The sequence below is a fragment of the Blastopirellula sp. SH421 genome, assembly GCF_057808535.1.
Genome location: NZ_CM173712.1, coordinates 2,572,274 through 2,589,101, shown reverse-complemented (window position 1 = coordinate 2,589,101; position 16,828 = coordinate 2,572,274). Strand labels below are relative to the sequence as shown.

16 protein-coding genes are annotated in these 16,828 nt (G+C 54.5%); 11 read left to right on the top strand and 5 right to left on the bottom strand.

Features of this window, described 5'->3' with window-relative positions; all coding sequences use genetic code 11:
* The first annotated feature begins 67 nt into the window (after window positions 1-67).
* The 5 genes from SH421x_RS10780 (at window position 68) to SH421x_RS10760 (ending at window position 7,049) form a co-directional block, all read left to right on the top strand.
* Entirely contained in the window at window positions 68-667 is a 600-nt protein-coding gene (locus SH421x_RS10780) for a riboflavin synthase (protein WP_488855555.1), read from the top strand.
* Window positions 668-707: 40 nt separating this feature from the next.
* The gene (rsmA, locus tag SH421x_RS10775) at window positions 708-1,631 is read left to right on the top strand and encodes a 16S rRNA (adenine(1518)-N(6)/adenine(1519)-N(6))-dimethyltransferase RsmA (protein WP_488855554.1); all 924 of its coding nucleotides are present in this window, start codon (window positions 708-710) and stop codon (window positions 1,629-1,631) included.
* A gap of 148 nt (window positions 1,632-1,779) precedes the next feature.
* Complete coding sequence (locus SH421x_RS10770; RefSeq protein WP_488855552.1) at window positions 1,780-3,051, top strand: lactonase family protein; 1,272 nt, start codon at window positions 1,780-1,782, stop codon at window positions 3,049-3,051.
* Between the two features lie 213 nt (window positions 3,052-3,264).
* A complete protein-coding gene (locus SH421x_RS10765; RefSeq protein WP_488855550.1) occupies window positions 3,265-5,196 on the top strand; it encodes a tetratricopeptide repeat protein in 1,932 nt (643 codons plus the stop codon).
* A gap of 155 nt (window positions 5,197-5,351) precedes the next feature.
* Entirely contained in the window at window positions 5,352-7,049 is a 1,698-nt protein-coding gene (locus SH421x_RS10760; RefSeq protein ID WP_488855549.1) for a SulP family inorganic anion transporter, read from the top strand.
* A 118-nt stretch (window positions 7,050-7,167) separates the two neighbouring features.
* Here the strand turns inward: SH421x_RS10760 and SH421x_RS10755 are convergent, their stop codons facing one another.
* The 5 genes from SH421x_RS10755 to SH421x_RS10735 form a co-directional block, all read right to left on the bottom strand.
* Window positions 7,168-7,455 carry a DUF1330 domain-containing protein gene (locus SH421x_RS10755; RefSeq protein WP_488855548.1) on the bottom strand — a complete coding sequence of 96 codons (288 nt, stop codon included), beginning with the start codon at window positions 7,453-7,455 and terminating at the stop codon, window positions 7,168-7,170.
* A gap of 34 nt (window positions 7,456-7,489) precedes the next feature.
* The gene (locus tag SH421x_RS10750; protein ID WP_488855546.1) at window positions 7,490-8,245 is read right to left on the bottom strand and encodes a glucose 1-dehydrogenase; all 756 of its coding nucleotides are present in this window, start codon (window positions 8,243-8,245) and stop codon (window positions 7,490-7,492) included.
* A 65-nt stretch (window positions 8,246-8,310) separates the two neighbouring features.
* Window positions 8,311-9,108, bottom strand: a complete 798-nt coding sequence (locus tag SH421x_RS10745; protein WP_488855544.1) for an RNA polymerase sigma factor — start codon at window positions 9,106-9,108, stop codon at window positions 8,311-8,313.
* Between the two features lie 351 nt (window positions 9,109-9,459).
* Entirely contained in the window at window positions 9,460-10,131 is a 672-nt protein-coding gene (locus SH421x_RS10740) for a GNAT family N-acetyltransferase (protein ID WP_488855543.1), read from the bottom strand.
* Between the two features lie 326 nt (window positions 10,132-10,457).
* Window positions 10,458-12,158 carry a class I adenylate-forming enzyme family protein gene (locus SH421x_RS10735; RefSeq protein WP_488855542.1) on the bottom strand — a complete coding sequence of 567 codons (1,701 nt, stop codon included), beginning with the start codon at window positions 12,156-12,158 and terminating at the stop codon, window positions 10,458-10,460.
* 154 nt (window positions 12,159-12,312) lie between these two features.
* Here SH421x_RS10735 and SH421x_RS10730 point away from each other — a divergent pair, with 154 nt between their 5' ends.
* The 6 genes from SH421x_RS10730 (at window position 12,313) to SH421x_RS10705 (ending at window position 16,558) form a co-directional block, all read left to right on the top strand.
* Window positions 12,313-13,389: a radical SAM protein gene (locus tag SH421x_RS10730; RefSeq protein ID WP_488855541.1), complete on the top strand. Its 1,077-nt coding sequence runs from the start codon at window positions 12,313-12,315 to the stop codon at window positions 13,387-13,389.
* Entirely contained in the window at window positions 13,389-13,667 is a 279-nt protein-coding gene (locus tag SH421x_RS10725; protein WP_488855540.1) for a hypothetical protein, read from the top strand. The genes SH421x_RS10730 and SH421x_RS10725 overlap by 1 nt, the downstream gene beginning before the upstream one ends.
* Entirely contained in the window at window positions 13,636-14,229 is a 594-nt protein-coding gene (gene lepB, locus SH421x_RS10720; protein WP_488855539.1) for a signal peptidase I, read from the top strand. The genes SH421x_RS10725 and lepB overlap by 32 nt, the downstream gene beginning before the upstream one ends.
* Window positions 14,230-15,004: 775 nt before the next feature.
* Window positions 15,005-15,517, top strand: a complete 513-nt coding sequence (locus SH421x_RS10715; protein WP_488855537.1) for a hypothetical protein — start codon at window positions 15,005-15,007, stop codon at window positions 15,515-15,517.
* Window positions 15,518-15,605: 88 nt separating this feature from the next.
* A complete protein-coding gene (locus tag SH421x_RS10710; RefSeq protein ID WP_488855535.1) occupies window positions 15,606-16,076 on the top strand; it encodes a hypothetical protein in 471 nt (156 codons plus the stop codon).
* A gap of 89 nt (window positions 16,077-16,165) precedes the next feature.
* Window positions 16,166-16,558: a hypothetical protein gene (locus SH421x_RS10705; protein WP_488855533.1), complete on the top strand. Its 393-nt coding sequence runs from the start codon at window positions 16,166-16,168 to the stop codon at window positions 16,556-16,558.
* Window positions 16,559-16,828: the final 270 nt, after the last annotated feature.

The window sequence follows — 16,828 nt, the reverse complement described above, 5'->3', positions numbered from 1 at the left end:
GACTCTCGCCGCTGCGCTGTGATTGCGGCGCTGTTTTTCCACCTTGATCCCTGGAAGGCGATTGCTCATGTTTACCGGACTTGTCGAAACGCTTGGCTCAATCGTCGCTGTGACGAAGCAGGGCCCCGGCGTTTTGATGCTGCTGGAGTGCGGACCGGTCGCCGAAGGCGCCGCGATCGGCGACAGCGTCGCGATCAACGGTTGCTGCCTAACGGTGATTGAGATCTCGGGATCGCAGTTGGCATTTGAGGCCGGTGAAGAAACGCTGAGCAAAACCAATCTGGGGCAACTCTCAGGCGGTGATCCGGTGAATCTCGAGCGTGCACTACGAGCCGGCGATCGACTCGGCGGACATTACGTCACCGGGCACGTTGACGGAGTAGGGCGGGTCGACCAGCGGCAGGACGACGCCGAGTGGTCCAAGTTTTGGTTCCGCGTATCGCCAGAGCAGGCGTTGCAGATGGCGGCCAAAGGATCGGTCGCCGTGGACGGAGTCAGCTTGACACTGGTCGATGTCGAGGAAGACCGGTTTAGCGTGGCGCTAATCCCACATACGCTGGCGGTCACAACGCTGGGGGGGCGCCAAGTAGGAGATGCTGTAAATATCGAGACCGATTTGCTCGCCAAATATGTCGAGCGACAACTGCGCGGCGCCGCCGCTGGTTAATTAGACGCTACTTTTACTCGGCGGAGATTCCGCCTTATGCATGCCTAAATTTCAGAATCAGACGATCTCGTTTTTGACCAAGCGGTTTCGTGAAGTCGGTCTACGGCCGGTTTCGAAGCATGGTCAAAACTTTTTGATCGACATGAACCTGCTCGACATGATCGTGCGCTCGGCCGAACTGGGGCCGCAAGATGTCGTGCTTGAGATCGGGACCGGCACCGGATCGTTGACCACTCGCATGGCGGCCGAAGCAGGCCACGTGATCACGGTCGAGATCGACGAGCATCTCTACACGCTGGCGTCGGAAGAATTGTTTGAGTTTGAGAACGTCACGATGTTGCAGTTTGACGTCCTGAAAAACAAAAACGCGTTTCGCCCAGAAGTGATGGAGACGATCAAACAGAAGCTGGCCGAAATCCCCGGCAGCCGTCTGAAACTTGCGGCGAATTTGCCGTACAACGTCGCGACGCCGATCATCTCGAACTTGCTTCGTAGCGAGATCACGCCCGTTTCGATGACGGTGACGATTCAAAAAGAAGTCGCCGAGCGGATCATCGCCGTCCCCAGCACCAAGGACTACGGCGCGCTAAGCATCTGGATGCAGTCGCAGTGCCGCTGCGAGATCGTCCGCATTCTCGGGCCAGGCGTCTTTTGGCCGCGCCCCAAGATTGACTCAGCCATCATGCATCTGCAGGTCGACGAAGAGCTGCGCAATCGGATCCCCGATCGAGAATTTTTCCATCAGTTTACCCGCGCGATCTTCTTCCACCGCCGCAAGTTTTTGCGCAGCGTGCTGATTAGTGCGTTCAAAGATCAGCTCGACAAAACTCAGGTCGACGAAGTGATCGAAGCCAACGGCTTGCTCCCAGACGCTCGCGCCGAACAGTTCACGCCGGACGAAGTGCTGGCGATGAGCGAGATGTTCCGGCAGAAGTTGCAAGCGCTCGGAAAATTAGAGAAGTAGTCGGTCACAGCAAAATTATCAAGCGGCAAAACGCTCTGATTGATTAGGGTGGAGTAAGCGCAGACTCTTGCGCGAAACCACCTTTGATTCCACGCTTTAGCCCCGCCTCCTCCGCTCGCCGTCACTTCCCTTGCAGCCAGTAGTAAACATGACATTCAACAATCCTTCTCGACGTTCGTTCCTGGCCTACACCATCGTGATGGCCGGCGCCAGCCAAATGACGGGGCAATTATTTGCCGCGGAAGGCGCCAATGCCGAGCGACCGCTGATCGCTTATGTCGGCACGTTCAGCTCGCCACTGAAGGATGTCTTAGAGACGCAAGTTGATCTTCCCCCCGGCAACGGCCGCGGCATCCATGCCTTTAAGGTGAACCGCACAACGGGAGCGTTGACAGCATCAACTGTGCACGAGATGGGGACGAGCCCTAGTTGTTTAACCATCAATGCTGCCGGGACTCGGCTTTACTCGTCTAACGAAACTGATCGCGTTGGCGACACGCCTGAGGGTACGATTAGTTCGTTCGCCATTGATCCGGCTACTGGCGATTTAAAGCTCCTCAATACGGTTCGATCAGGCGGCGCCGGCCCGACCTATCTAAGCATTCATCCCGCAGGCAAACATCTGTTTGTCGCGAACTACTTTGGCGGCTCGATCGCCGTGTTGCCAATTTTGGAAGATGGGCGACTCGGCAGTCCGACCGATGTGAAGCGTGACAGGGGAAAGATTGGCCCCACGAAAGCGCCGCATGCGCCTCCTGGGAGTTTCGCGATTAGCGGGCACGACACCGCACATGCCCACATGATTCAGGCCGATCCGGCAGGTCGATATGTACTGCATGTCGACTTGGGATTGGATCAGATTTATATCTGGAAGTTTGACGCTTCCACTGGCAAACTAACCGCAAATGATCCTGCGACGGTTTCGTTGCCGCCGGGAGATGGCCCGCGGCATTTTCATTTTCATCCCAACGGTCGCTGGTTCTACTCGATTCAGGAAGAGGGCTCGACCATCGTCTTGTTTGATTACGACGCGAAAGCTGGCCGCTTGTCGCAGCGGCAAACCATTTCGACGTTGCCGCCAAAATTCGCTGGCAGCAACTTTTGCTCAGAGATTCTCGTCTCGGCCGATGGTCGCTTTGTCTACGCCGGCAATCGACTGCACGACAGTATTGGGATCTTTGCGATAGGCCCTGACGGAGAGTTGACTCACCTCGGCGACGAGTGGACGCGCGGCGACTACCCCCGCAGTTTCAACTTTGATCCGACCGGTGACTTTTTGTATTGCTGCAATCAGCGGGCCGATCATGTGACCGTCTTTCAAGTGAATCGCGACACCGGTCTGCTCCAATTTACCGGGCATTACGCGCCGGTCGGAAATCCCTCTAGTATCGTGTTTTTAGAGCTTCCCAATCCAAAGTAAGGGCAGGCCGCTGCGGAGCTTGTAGAAATCAATACAGCAGCCTCTTCGACTTGCCTTTGACGATCGTTACAGTAACGCTGCAACTCTCGTTTCGCCTCGAAAACAGGCGATTTAAGCGATGGCCCCAAGTACTTCCCTCCGCGATCCTTAGTCTGACGGGGAATTTTTATACTGATTCAAGCCGAATCCGTATCTACCAACGGACAAGAATAGATGGCTTCACTTATTAAGCGGTTATTGGATTCCCCAGTCAATCCGCACGCCGAATGGCAAGGCGGAGTTTTTGATTTCAGCGATCTCGCAGGCGAAGCGATCGGTAATACGCCGTTATCAGAAGCGAAAATGATCTTGTGGGTCTCGTGCGAGCGTGACGTTATCCATGGAAATGCGTCGACTGGCAGTACGACGCTAGAGATGTTGATCTTGGAACTGCTTGAATTCATCGAATTGCATCAGTTCGGATATCGGCCGTCATGTATCTATGTAACAGATCAAGCCTTGGCGAGCGAATTGAATCAGCTCTTCGCAGGATCAGGAACCACCGTTACGTGGGACGCAAAACCAGAGTTCTGGTGTTTTATCCAAGCGGACATGATCAAGCACATGCGCAATCAGATCGCGTCAGAGGTTCCGACCCTGGCTGATTCGGGTTGTTCACTGTTGCAAATCCGGGCCTTCGCAGAAGCGTGCGCAGCTTTTTATCGTGCACGCCCTTGGCAGCACATTGGCGACGTTGACTTGCTTCAAATTCAAACTCCCAAGCCGCCCAAGTATTTGAAATATGCGACGATTCTAGGCGCCGGACGGTGTGAATTTGGGCTTGGGTTTCATGAATCAGCGGATTCGCACTGGGATATGCGTGCGCAGCGATTAGATATGGACCTAGTCGAAGTCTTCAGCTTGACCTTCAACCCCATCAGCGAAGCAATCCAAGGTGATTTAAAACTTTGGAAGGAGCACGACCTGCCGTTGGCGACAGGAGACGCATTTCCACAGTTTCTGTTTTACGCGCGCAATAACACACGTGCTCCCAAGCCCAGTGAACTTGAATTTGTCACGGTTCTCTTAGCCGCGCTGGCCGAGACAACCGAAGCCGATTATGACTCTGGCGAATGGTCCAAGCAGGTCTTCGTCCAAGGCAAGAAGAAGCGGTTTAAGATTTCGATCCCCGACTTGCTCGATCCTCCCACCAGAAAAGTATGGCTAGATCGAGGATTGCTCCCCGATCTGCGAGGCAACGAACGACATTTACGGTTGATTCAATCCATCGCCGAGCAGAATGAAGGAATGGAACTAGATCAGCTCAATGCGTTGATAACCAACCAACTTTCTGGTTCCATTGACGATATTTTATATCCCTCGGAAACACCATTTGATCGGGCCGAAAACCTGTGCTACGCGGCAATCGACTCCTTCGGCCGCCGTAGAATTCAACTGGCTCGACAAGCATTACAGGAAGACCCAACCCACCTCGAAGCCCAAGTATTACTGGCGGAAGCGGTTCACGACACGACGCAAAAAATCGCCCTGTTCAGAAAAGCCGTCGAAATTGGAGAGACGCAACACGCCGATCTCTTGAAAACCCAAATCGGTCATTTTTGGGAAATTTCTGAGACGCGACCTTGGATAAGAGCCAAGCAGGGGCTCGCCATCTCTCTGAAGGAAGAGGGTCAAGTCAATGAATCCATAACGCAGATGCTAGATATCCTGCGGCTGAACAGTAACGATAATTTGGGGATCCGCTACGAGATCATCCCTCTGCTACTCAGCCAAAATCGAGAGCAAGCCGCGATTGAGATTCTGGACCGCTATCCAGAAGAAACTGCGAATTGGCTTTACCTTAACGCCCAAATCCAGTTTCGCCGTGAGGGGGAAAATGGTCGTTCAGCAAACAGCGCAATAACCGTCGCGATTCGATCCAATCCCCACGTGATCGAACTGTTGATGGCCGGCAAACCACCCCTGGCGCCGGATTCTTATTTACTGGGAAGCCCAGAAGAAGCAGCGATCGTAATCGAAGAACAACTGGACTCGTGGATAGAAACCGACGGCTTTATCGATTGGATGTTCGAGAGCTTTGCAATCTGGAAACGTAATTCAGACAAACAGAATCGCATTAAACAGCGAAAACGCAAACAGCGCTGACACAAGAGGGCTGACAAAACCGTGACGATCAAACGCCTAACCGCAGCCAGGGCTATATCTTTTCGCATCTGAATGAGATGATGGATGTGCTGCGGAAGTAGAATAAGGGTGGCCAAGATGGTTGCGCAAGAGACGAAGCGATGAAACGGAGCAGGGTGCCGAAGCTGGTCGAGTCTCTGGGGGACTACGATCTCAAAACGTTCTCATCGGACTTGATCGCAGGTCTGACGGTTGGACTTGTCGCCCTACCGCTGGCGATGGCTTTCGCTATTTCGTCCGGCGTCCCGCCGCAAGCAGGGTTGTACAGTGCAGTCGTCGCCGGGTTCCTAATATCGGCTTTGGGTGGTTCCAAGACCCAGATCGGTGGGCCAACCGGGGCGTTCGTGGTCATCGTTTTTGGAATTGTCGCCGAGCACGGGTTGAATGGCTTGCTCGTCTGTACCGTCATGGCTGGCGTTATTCTTGTCGTTTTGGGACTAACCGGCCTCGGCGCGGCGGTGCAGTTCATCCCTCGTCCAGTTGTCGTGGGATTCACCAACGGCATCGCGGTTCTCATCGCCAGCACACAAATCAAGGATTTCTTCGGGCTACAAATCGAGAACATTCCAGGCGACTTCGTGGGTCGGATGAACGCCATCGCAACCCACTTCTACTCCATCGACCTGACCACGACCCTGCTGGCGGTCGGGGCATTGTCCTTAGTGATCATCTGCAGGGTATTCATCAAGCAGGTTCCTGGCGCCATTGCCGCTCTACTGCTGGGCACGGTCGTCGTGACGGCGTTCGGCATCCCGACAGAAACGATCGGCACTCGGTTTGGCGGTATCCCCAGCGGCCTTCCCGCCATCTCTGTACCGCAGTTCCAGCCGGAAATGATGCTGGCCTTACTCTCCCCCGCCTTGACAGTCGCATTGCTGGGAGCCATTGAGTCATTGATGTCAGCCGTGGTCGCAGACCGGATGAGCGGCGACAAACACAACCCGAATGTGGAACTGGTCGCTCAAGGGATTGCCAACATCGCCGTACCATTCTTTGGTGGCATCCCCGCAACCGGAGCCATCGCCCGCACTGCTACGAATATTCGGTCGGGAGCCAAGACGCCGGTAGCTGGCTTGATTCACGCCCTGACCCTGCTTGTTATCCTGCTGTTCGCCGCTCCACTCGCTCGTCACATCCCACTCGCCGTTTTATCGGCAATCTTGATGGTAGTCGCCTACAACATGGGCGAGTGGCGAGAAATCCCCAAGCTGATAAAGATGCCGTGGGCTACGATCGCGGTCTGGTTCGCCACCTTCGCCCTCACCGTCTTCGCTGATCTGACCGTGGCCGTGCAAGTCGGGATCGTGCTCGCTGCGTTGCTGTTCATCCGAGAAGTAGCCAATACAACAACCGTCTCGCGAGTGACCAAGGAGGACGTCGAAGGTGGCCGGCTTCACATCCTCCAAGACAAGTACATCCCCGAATACGTGACCGTGATTCGTATCCACGGCCCCTTCTTGTTCGGAACCACGGAAAAACTGTCACAAGCGACCGAACGCATCGACGAATTTACTCCCGTGGTCATCGTGCGTCTACGAAACATGACGGCCATTGATGCGACAGGACTACTCGCTTTGGAAGACTTCGCAGACAGACTTCACGCGACAGGACGCATCCTGATTCTGTGTGGCGCAAGACCCCAACCTGCCGAGCTCATGCGGCAAGCCGACATCGAGCTACATATCGGCAAGGGAAATCTATGCGCCGATATTGATGCGGCCCTAGCGCGAGCCGTTTTATCCTACAACTCCCTTAACCTTGCGAGCCAGGGAACCATTGACAAGGCGCGGCCCAATGAAATCATGACCGAATAGCAAGCATGTTTTGCTGGCCAGGACCGCTTGCATCGTCCCCAAGCTGAGGGCGAGCACCGCCAATTCGCCCACTACCGGCTATCTCCAATCGCTTCAAGCTGAGGTGTCCGAGTCTGGTTCAGACACCTTCGACGATGAGGCCGCGATAGACAGCGCCGCGATGACGATGCTGGGCGGCCTGCTGATAGGCGGGACTGTCGTACCAATCGCGGGCTTCTTCCAAGGTTGGGAACTCGGCGATCACAACGCCTTCAACGTTTGGCCCTTCCAGCGTGAGATGCTTCCCATAGGCGGCTAGCACCTGAATCGGGCGGCCCTCCAGCGATTCTTTTACTGTTTCCCAATAGGCTTCCAATTCGGATTGGTCAATTGTCTTTTCCCGCATGAACACGACATAGGCTGGCATGGTTTCTTCCTATTGAAGTTTAAGAAAATCAAAGTTAGCGTAATCCGCCAGAAGCGAGAATCACTTCGCCAGTCAACCAGCCGGAATCCTCAGAGGCGAGAAAAGCGACCACTTTGGCGATATCTTCTGGTGTGCCCATTCGTCCCAAGGGAGTTATGGCTACAAGTTGTTTTTCGAGGTCACTGCCGACGCCGTACAGGCCTGCTGTTTTCGTCCCATCGCTGAGCGTGGCGCCGGGGTTTACAGAATTGACCCGAATCTTTCGTGGTGCGAGTTCCTTCGCCAGCACGCCGGTAATCGCATCCAGCCCCGCTTTGCTGGCGGAGTAGATCGAGTAGCCTGGCGGATGCGAACGCGAAGCTCCGGAGCCAATATTGATAATACTGCCGCCATCTGGCCTGAAGTGTCTGAGCGATTCCCGAATAACCAGCAACGGCCCAAGCAGGTTGACATTGAGCTCACGGTGAAACTCTGACTCGGTCAGTTCCGCAATCGGCATCGCCTGAAAGACGCCTGCATTATTGACGAGAATATCAAGCGTGCCGAAGGCTGCTTTTGCCTGCTCGAATAACCGAGCGACATCGGCCGCCAGTGAGACATCCGCTTGAATCGCGGCAGCACGGCTACCAGCGGCGATAATCGCTTCGACGACTGCTTCGGCGGCGGTTCGGTCGCTCGCATAGTTCACCACGACTGCCGCCCCGGCGGCGGCCAGCTCTTTGACAATTCCCGCACCGATGCCTTTGGATGCCCCTGTCACAAGTGCGACTTTGTCTTGTAATTTCGACATAATTTGTCCTCCTGTTTCCCTAGACACCGGAGAAAGGAGGCTGTGACAAGTCTTTTCAATATTTTTCAGTCCAGGCGCAGGGCCTTCCCAAAATCGCCTTTGTTGAGCAATTGCCGCAACCAGCCGATCTGGCACTTTGGCTCGAGAAAAGGATGCTCACGGAAGATCGCCGCGTATTGCTCGTCGACGGTATTCTCGATGGTCTGCACGGCGCCTTCCGCCGCCTCGGTGATACGCAGCAAATGCAACGGAACGAATTGCAGGTGATCCGGATCGACATGCCCAGCGTTGATGAAGCCTTTGGTCTTTTTCGCGCAGCGACAAGGGTTGTTGGCGTTGACCAGACCGCATTGGCCGTGCATGAACTGGTAAAGATCGCGACGAGCGCGAGAGAGGCTTTGTCGGAAGTTGTCGGCCGACATTTCCAGGATTTCGCTGCCGACAGTATCGCTGGCCCCGAAGATTTCGCCGAGCGTGAAAATCAGCCGTTGCTTGCGGTCAAGGCAGAGCAGCATCCCTGTAGTACAGGCGATTTTGGCTTCCTCCACAAGCAGCGGCACATCGACCGGCACGCTCTTTGGATCGGGCAAATCCAGATCCGGCGTCTCGTTAATCGCGTCGGCATAGCTGGAGAAGGTCTGGGTTTCAGTTTCCCCGCCGCGACGCTTCATGTTCAGCACATGGTTGGTCGTGATGCGGTAGAGCCAGGTCCGAAACTGGCTATTTCCCTGGAAAGTACTGAGCCGCGTGATGGCCTTGATCAGCACTTCTTGCGTGACTTCCTCGGCATCCTGCGCGTGAAAGACCATGCGGAGGGCGATGTTGTAGATCCAAGCCTGATGCCTTAGGACCAGCTTTTCCAACGCCTCACGACTGCCGTGCTTCGCTTGTTCGATCAGGCCGCTGTCAGCCGATCCATCGATTACTTCGGTAAAGGGATTGTGCATCGCCGCGTTCCTCGTTCAGAACAGCCCATTCTACTCGATTTATCCGAATGGATATCAGTTCCTTAGACACGCGAAACCAAGGAGTGTGACAGTCGCGTCTCCTTGCACGGCATTTCGTCACTCAGTTCGGCCCTAAGCCGTTGGCTCGTGACGCGATTCGCACTGGCGCACCGTTCTCCGAAGCGACCGGCGGACATCGGGGGAGATCGTCCGGCGAACGGCCCGGCTGCCAGGGCCGGAATTTTGAAGGGTCAGGTTGCGTTTGCCTTAAAGGGCAGTCTTCAACTTTTTAAGATCGAATTCGGGCGGTGGAGGACAAGCGGGATTTACCCACTGAATCACGACAGCCCAACCGGCGCTGTCCGCATCATGTTGCAAGTAACCGTGAATCGGCTTTACCACCGTCCAGCCATCTTTGAGATGGATGCTCAGCACGGGATCAAACTGAGTGCCAGCCATTACAGCAGCTACATAATCTTCGACGCTCGTCTCCAAGCTGTGTTTGCCATAGCCGGGCAAGCGACTGGCTCCCACCATTCGCCAAAGACCTTCGGCTTGCACGAGAAAACGAGCCTGATCCGTCAATGCGTGGGCTAGCCCATGATGTTGATGAGTTGGATGGACCATGATGTCGGCGCCGTAGAGAGTCGGCCCTTCTGCATTATGGTCCAGGAATGATCCGCCCGAGGTGAGAATATCCCACGAGTCATCCAAGTGAAAATCCAGCATCCGTAGTCGAAGCGTAAAGTGGACTCCAGCGACTTCATCACGACCATTTTCGACCGCTACGAACTGTCCTTGCGGGTAGAGCTGCCGATGATCTTCTAGCTCTTCGGCCGTGTAAGGAGTCTCCGAGGGATAAACCAGCTTGCAAATCTCAATGATGGCTTCGTAATCCGCAGGGACAACGTGACGAATGCTGTAGTTGGAAGGAAGCATAGAACGATGTACCCCGAAGGTTTATAAAAGCTCAAAACCGTGGTCGCGTTGGATCAGCGAAACGAATTTCTGCTCGGAATTTTTTTGATTGCAACCAGCATGGCGGCTTCGAAGTCTGCGATAGGTTTTCAGAGCAAGCAAGTCAGAAAAGCGACCTTCTCTAAAGCTGACCATGCGATTAATCCCTACAACCAATCCTAACGTCATTGCAATGCCGCAAGCCGAAGCGACAAAACCGCGATTGAATGCTTCAAGCGTCAGCGGTCACGCGGGATAGCAACGTGCGACTGTCGCTTGAAGTGCATTATTCTCGGCTGCTGCCGGCGTCACACAAGATGACGGTTGAGAGCGTCATCGGCCAACTGCTTTAACGCCACCCGATCCACTTTGCCAACCGCATTGGTTGGCATCTGGCCTAATAGGATGATCTCTTCGGGAGCTTTGTATCCAACACGAGCGCGTGCAAACTGGATGAGCTCGAAGTTGGTGGGGCGTTCGACTTCGGGCCTAAATACGACGTAGGCGCGTACAGTCTCGCCATGGATCAGATCGTAGATGCCGACGATGCCTGCACTCTCGACAGCTGGATGCTCCAACAGCGAGTCCTCGACTTCCTGCGGACAGATATTCGAGCCATCGTGAATAATGATCTGCTTCTTCCGCCCCTGGAACCGGAGATAGTTCTGTTCGTCTACGCTCACAAGATCGCCGGTGTCGAGCCAGCCGTCAACAATTGTTTCTACCGTCGCTTCAGGTCGATCCCAATATCCGATCATGTTGCTAAAAGATTTGATCCATAACCGACCGGTCGTTCCCAAAGTGACTTCGACGCCAACATCATCACGTATCGTCGCTTGAAACCCCGGCGCGAGTTGGCCCATACAGCCAATCCTATTTCCCGCTGCTGTGGGGCTGATGATGGACGTGCCCGACTCGGTCATTCCGTAGATTTCTTCAATGGCAATCCCCGTTAGGTCAACAAACTCGCGTTCTAGTTCTGCCGAAATTTTGTCGCCGCCCGAAATACACCGCCGCAGCGAAGCGAAGTCATCGCGTGACGCTCCATGGTCGCGTACCAAGGCAAACAGCGGCGCCGGCAGCATGCACAATAGGGATGGTCGGGTGCTGCGCAGCAGCGGCAGTAGTTCGTCTCCGTCAAAAGATCGCGCGATCGCAACCTTGGCGCCGACCGCCAGCGCTGCAAACGAAAGCGAAGTGGCCGCCACGTGCGACGCGGATGTCGCCGGTAGAAAAACATCCTCGGCCGTCAACTCAAGGCCAGCAGCGGCGCTAGCCACCAGCCAGCCAAAAGTGCGATGGGAATGCGTCACTCCTTTGGGCTTGCCGGTGCTGCCTGAGGTGAAAAAGATAAACGCTGGCTGGTCGGGCTGCGGCTTTGGTAACTCGCGCGGCGAAGAGTCTACTTGGATGAGATCTTCCAAGTTGCGATCCGTACCGTTCGCGGCGCCATAACGGACGCGGCCCAACCGCAGACGAGCTATCTCTTCGCACGCGGCGATCACCTCATCCCGTTCGGCATGCGCTACCAGCATAGACGCACCACTGACTTCCAAAGCGTGATCGATTTCGGCTGCTTGATATCGATAGTTAAGCGGTGTCGCAATCAGTCCCGCCTTCAGGCAAGCCAAGTAATGAACCAGCAAGATTCCCCGGTTGGGCATCAATGACGCCACACGATCGCCCGGCAACAGTCCCAGCGCCAGGTACTGACCAGCCAGGGAGGTCGACGCTTGTTCCAGTTGCCGCCAAGTCCATGTTCGCTCTCGTGAGACGAGCGCCACTTCGGTCGGCTTCGTCGCTACCCCAATTTCAAGTAGCTCCACAAGCTCGACGGGCCGTTCCAGTGCTGCTCCTACAAGTACCAAAGCTGCCCCTTTCGAGAGCGTGGAGAATGAATCAGATTGGTAGATTCTAGCTTTACTTGCAGCTTGCTTCGCATAAAAATACCGCCGAGTTTGCGATCTTTTATCGACGCGCAGCCAGCGATCTTCGAGCAGTCGCCTCATGGGACGATTAAGAACGTTGGTGGCCGCATGGGACAATGCCTGGCAGACGAATTAAAGCTGCAAAATGCTTGCAAAAAACTTGATATCTGGGAAAACAGATCCGGCGGGGAGCGGCGGCAGTGATTTGGTCGATTGAGTTTTAAGGAGCAGGCGCGTGCACGCACATTTTGGCCTCACGTTGATCGTCAACCATGCGTGCAATCTTCGGTGTTCGTATTGCTACACCGGCGAGAAAATCAAACGCCCCCTCTCGCCAGAAATAGGCCGAAAAGCGATCGATCGAGCGATCAAGTCTTTGGACCACGCCGGCACACTTGAACTGGCGTTCTTCGGTGGCGAGCCGCTCATCGAAGCCGAATTAATCCTGGATCTGGTGCAATATGCTCGGTCGGCGGCCAATAATCAGGATGTACGTCTCGCGTTAAGCATGACGACCAACGGGACAATTGAGTCCGCTGCCGCCTGGGCCGTCATGACATTGCCTGAACTCGAATTGGCAATTAGTCATGATGGCTTGCCAATCACGCATGATGGTCAGCGCGTCACAGACGATGGCCAGCCAAGTTCGCTGCGAGTGCAGAATACGATGGCTCGTCTGATCGAAGCCGGCAAAGAATTCCGCGTCGTCATGGTTGTGCAGCCAAGCAATGCTGAGTCTTTGCCTGCTGGGATGGAATATCTTTACACGCTGGGTGTCCGGCGATTTGATCCGTCACTCGATCTTTGGACCACCTGGACTCGGGGAGACGGTGAACGTTTGAAAGACGCTATCCGCCGCGCCGCAGACTTTTGGGGAGAGCGACTGCCTGAGTGCAGTGTAAGCTGGTTCGACGAGAAGGCTGCAAAAGCCGCTGGGATTCCCTTGAGCGAAACAGCACGCTGCGGATTTGGTTATGCCGAAATCGCGGTCACGCCTGCCGGGAATCTATATCCCTGTGAGCGCCTCGTCGGTGCTGATGAGCCCGCTAATCCGATGCGATTAGCTGGTGATATAATGGATGGCGATGATTTTCTTGGCCACGCTCCGCTTGCAGGAATGTCGCCAGCTGAATGTGCTCCCTGCTCGCTACAATCACTTTGCAGTACAAAAATTTGTCGATGCAGCAATTACATCAGGACGGGCGATGTGAATCGCCCCGATGGATTGCTCTGCTTGCTGGATCAAGCCTGTTATCATGAAACGATCCGCGTCCTTGAGTCGCGGGCACTCTCTTCTGTCGAAGGCGCCTAATGGACGAACACCCTCAATCGAATGAATCACTTGATGATTCGTTGGCAAATGTACCACCGAAACCGGTTACTGCGCCGCAGTCGCCTTCGGCCAGCAGTCGCGCCATGAACGCCGTGACATTCACGATAGCGGCTGCCGGAGCATTTACTCTGATCGCTGGCTTGACGACCCCATGTATGGGAGCCACACGGTCGACCAAATTACAGTGGGAAGCGCGACAGTTACAAATCGAGCAAGCCGAACGCGATGCCCAATCCAACAACTCCTCAGAACAGTAGCGATCCGGCTGGCAGCAGATATTCGACGGCCATTCGTATAAGCCTGCGCTGGCTCGAACGAGGACTGGCGGGTTTCGGCGCCATCGTCGCTTTCTACTGGCTGACGATGGATGTATCGGTCGTCATCTCCCCGTCGATGGCGCCCACGTTGATGGGGACCAACCCGGACAACGGGGATCGCGTGATCACCGAGAAAGTGAGCCGCTGGTATCGCAGCCCTCGCCGCTGGGAGGTAATCACGTTCATTACCGATTCAGGCGAAAAACGCATGAAACGTGTCGTCGGGCTGCCAGGCGAGAGTGTTCAGATGGTTCGCCATGGTGAATTACTGATTGATGGTCAACCGGTTGAATGCCCACCATCGCTCGACCGCAAGTATTTGAGATTTGGCAATCTCATGGATGGAAAGCCGGCGCCGTGCGGTGATGGTTATTATGTACTTGGAGACGACCTAAAAGACTCCGACGATAGCCGCTTCAACGGCCCCGTCCCAGCCCATCGAATCATGGGCCGAGCTTGGTTGATTGCCTGGCCGCTGAAGCGGGCAGGGTGGGTGTACTAAAGTAGTCTTTTGGAGGCCGCCCGCGCAATTCATTTGCCCGGAGACGGCGAGAGTAATGAAAGTTTGCTGGTTGCTCAGGCGTTGAGTAAGATGCCTGGGTCTTTGAAACTGTGCAGGTGAGGGTTGCCAGGGAGCAATCTCAATCCTCACTTAGTAACGCCGGTGTAAACGGCTCTCGCGAAAAGTTTTTTTGTAGTCACAAGTTTACATGCGATGGCAGTCCAATACGCCAAAACTTACGTAGACCATGCTTGCGACTCGCGTGACATTTTCACATTGTATACCATTGTTCGGAGGCTTGATGCCGAGCGTGATCTTCCAGAACCGTTTAAACTACTTATCCGAATGTGGGAATGGTGCTGCTCTAGTCGATCCGGTGTCTGGCAGTACTACGAGAACGTTCCAGTCGATGATTTTAACCAGACAGCCAGCTTAATGGATCGGTTCGGTCTCAATGAGCTCTCAGTTCGATATCGCGCTGGCATGGAGAATTGGGAGGAGCCTGCATACTGTGGTGACCTCGACATATGGATTGATGAAAACTGGATCGCGCTAGAAGATGCGGCGATTTCTCTGGTTGATCACCGCCGTGAATACCTGTATCCGACATTGAAGTAAATCGTCGACTACGGATAACTCAACGTGAGTTGAAGCAAACAATTCCATAAATCGCAGCAGAGAAGTCCTACGCGTTGAAACGGAAGATCAACCGTCGCCACCGAGTGATACGTGATGTTATCAAACTGAAATCCCTCGCTTCTGGTCCTGCTCTGCGATGAAACCATGGCAATACCTTCTGCTTTGGATAGGGACTTCGTTTTTCATCGGCGTCATTTGCTGCGGGGGTCTTTCGCAGCTTCTGGGGCACGAAGAACTTGTCTCGTTTGACGTAGGCGTTCATCGCATCAGCGTGTACGCCGAAGGGGAATTTCATTACGAACCACCAGGCTTCATTTACTTTTCCCTTGAAAAGTGGGGAACAACCGTAATTCCTGAGCGACGATTCATGGGGATTGGTCCTGAACGCACGCCTAACGCACCGTTTTCACTCATCACAACTCCAGACGAAGAGATCGTCGCAATCGTGCTGCGAAACGAAATCCAAATGATCCACGAGTTCTCATCTGGTTTCACTTGGCCCGGTCCTTATACGAACGTGACCGAACATCAATGGGAAGCTGCCGAGCCCATGATCGCAAAACTGTTAGCGGCGAATCAGGGTGTTCGCTGCTCACGGCAAGCTCAGTACCGTCGCGACCTGGATCGCAAAGCAGAGCAGGGCGAGTAACCATCGGATACAACGAAGTACGCCATCAAGCGTGTAGAAATGGAAAATCAATCGGCCCTTACGGCTAACGCTATCCGACGGATACTTAATGGCTGAGACTCGCGACCACGAACGCTGGATCTGGGACGGCGCCAACCATGAGCACTTGTATCCAATCGATACGCAAGGCAAGCTGCTGCGTGCGATTTGTGTGATCGGACCTGACACGATCCATCCAACCTTCGGATTCCATTGGTGGCAGGATCTTCGGCCACAGGATCTCGACGCTGCACGATCGACTCGCGATGCGATCGTCAAACATGTCTACGCAGAGATCAGAGATTCTGAACTCTCGCTATCCGAGGCCACCCAATACATTGACAGCGGCCATAAGTATCGATGCTTGGGACTTTGCACGACGTTTGAGAGTCTGTGCTCTCTGTTTGACTACTGGGTTGCCCTCGGCGGTTCTCCCTACGGCGTCAGCGACTCTGATATATTCACTTTGTCCGACGCGATTGTGACGACCTACGCACCGGATTGCTCAGACATCTGGGCACAAACCGGAGGCGACGGATAGCCATGTCGTGCTTGCCAAGGAAAGAGCGTCTCTCTTTGACTAGTGTCGACTGACGTTATGAATTCAAGCCAATCACAAAACGATTTCCCATGCAGGCCACTACTCTAATTTTCGCAGCCTTGTCGTATCTGGTGGGCGCGGCTGTATCCTACTTCGTCATCCGAGCTATCTCGATGGGCGACCCTGAATTGTCATTTGTCGTCGGCGCCATTCTCGGATCTCAGGTGGGGGTGATCATGCATCATCGCCAGCCAGATGCCCAACCGACAGCCGCGGCGAAGGCCATGCTTGGTGTTGTGCTGGCTGTTTGTGCGATCGTTGTCGGCATCGTTCTCCATTTCACGACGAATCCATTTAAATTTGTAGAGATCAGCGTCCCTTTTGCAGCGGTTGGATCCTTCTTTTTTCCCTTTGTATTGTTCAACATCATGTGGAATGTGTTAGCGAAAAATCGAGCCGACTCCCCACCCAAAGATGGATAATAAACCGTTGCCCCCAGAGATGCGCTGCGAGTATCCTTCTCTGATCTCGTATTTGGTTGGAAGGTCAGCAGTTAGTTGCGTCGAACAGCGTAAAGAGGGCCTGTCCTGAGCACCTGATTCATTTGCTCCAATTTGTATCGGTTCGATGGACCTGAGGTAGCATAGGCATTGAAACACTCAAATCCGCTAACAATCAGCGTGCCCCGATGCGATCTGCCTGCTCCCCCGCCAATAGCGGCAAGCCCATTCGCGGGCTTCCATAAAGCAACG

Coding starts and splice junctions, on each gene's coding strand:
- SH421x_RS10765 (WP_488855550.1), top strand. CDS start 3,265: ATGGCTTCACTTATTAAGCGGTTATTGGATTCCCCAGTCAATCCGCAC.
- SH421x_RS10750 (WP_488855546.1), bottom strand. CDS start 8,245: ATGTCGAAATTACAAGACAAAGTCGCACTTGTGACAGGGGCATCCAAA.
- SH421x_RS10725 (WP_488855540.1), top strand. CDS start 13,389: ATGGACGAACACCCTCAATCGAATGAATCACTTGATGATTCGTTGGCA.
- SH421x_RS10740 (WP_488855543.1), bottom strand. CDS start 10,131: ATGCTTCCTTCCAACTACAGCATTCGTCACGTTGTCCCTGCGGATTAC.
- SH421x_RS10780 (WP_488855555.1), top strand. CDS start 68: ATGTTTACCGGACTTGTCGAAACGCTTGGCTCAATCGTCGCTGTGACG.
- SH421x_RS10715 (WP_488855537.1), top strand. CDS start 15,005: ATGAAACCATGGCAATACCTTCTGCTTTGGATAGGGACTTCGTTTTTC.
- SH421x_RS10735 (WP_488855542.1), bottom strand. CDS start 12,158: ATGAGGCGACTGCTCGAAGATCGCTGGCTGCGCGTCGATAAAAGATCG.
- SH421x_RS10755 (WP_488855548.1), bottom strand. CDS start 7,455: ATGCCAGCCTATGTCGTGTTCATGCGGGAAAAGACAATTGACCAATCC.
- SH421x_RS10710 (WP_488855535.1), top strand. CDS start 15,606: ATGGCTGAGACTCGCGACCACGAACGCTGGATCTGGGACGGCGCCAAC.
- SH421x_RS10705 (WP_488855533.1), top strand. CDS start 16,166: ATGCAGGCCACTACTCTAATTTTCGCAGCCTTGTCGTATCTGGTGGGC.
- lepB (WP_488855539.1), top strand. CDS start 13,636: ATGCCCAATCCAACAACTCCTCAGAACAGTAGCGATCCGGCTGGCAGC.
- SH421x_RS10770 (WP_488855552.1), top strand. CDS start 1,780: ATGACATTCAACAATCCTTCTCGACGTTCGTTCCTGGCCTACACCATC.
- rsmA (WP_488855554.1), top strand. CDS start 708: ATGCCTAAATTTCAGAATCAGACGATCTCGTTTTTGACCAAGCGGTTT.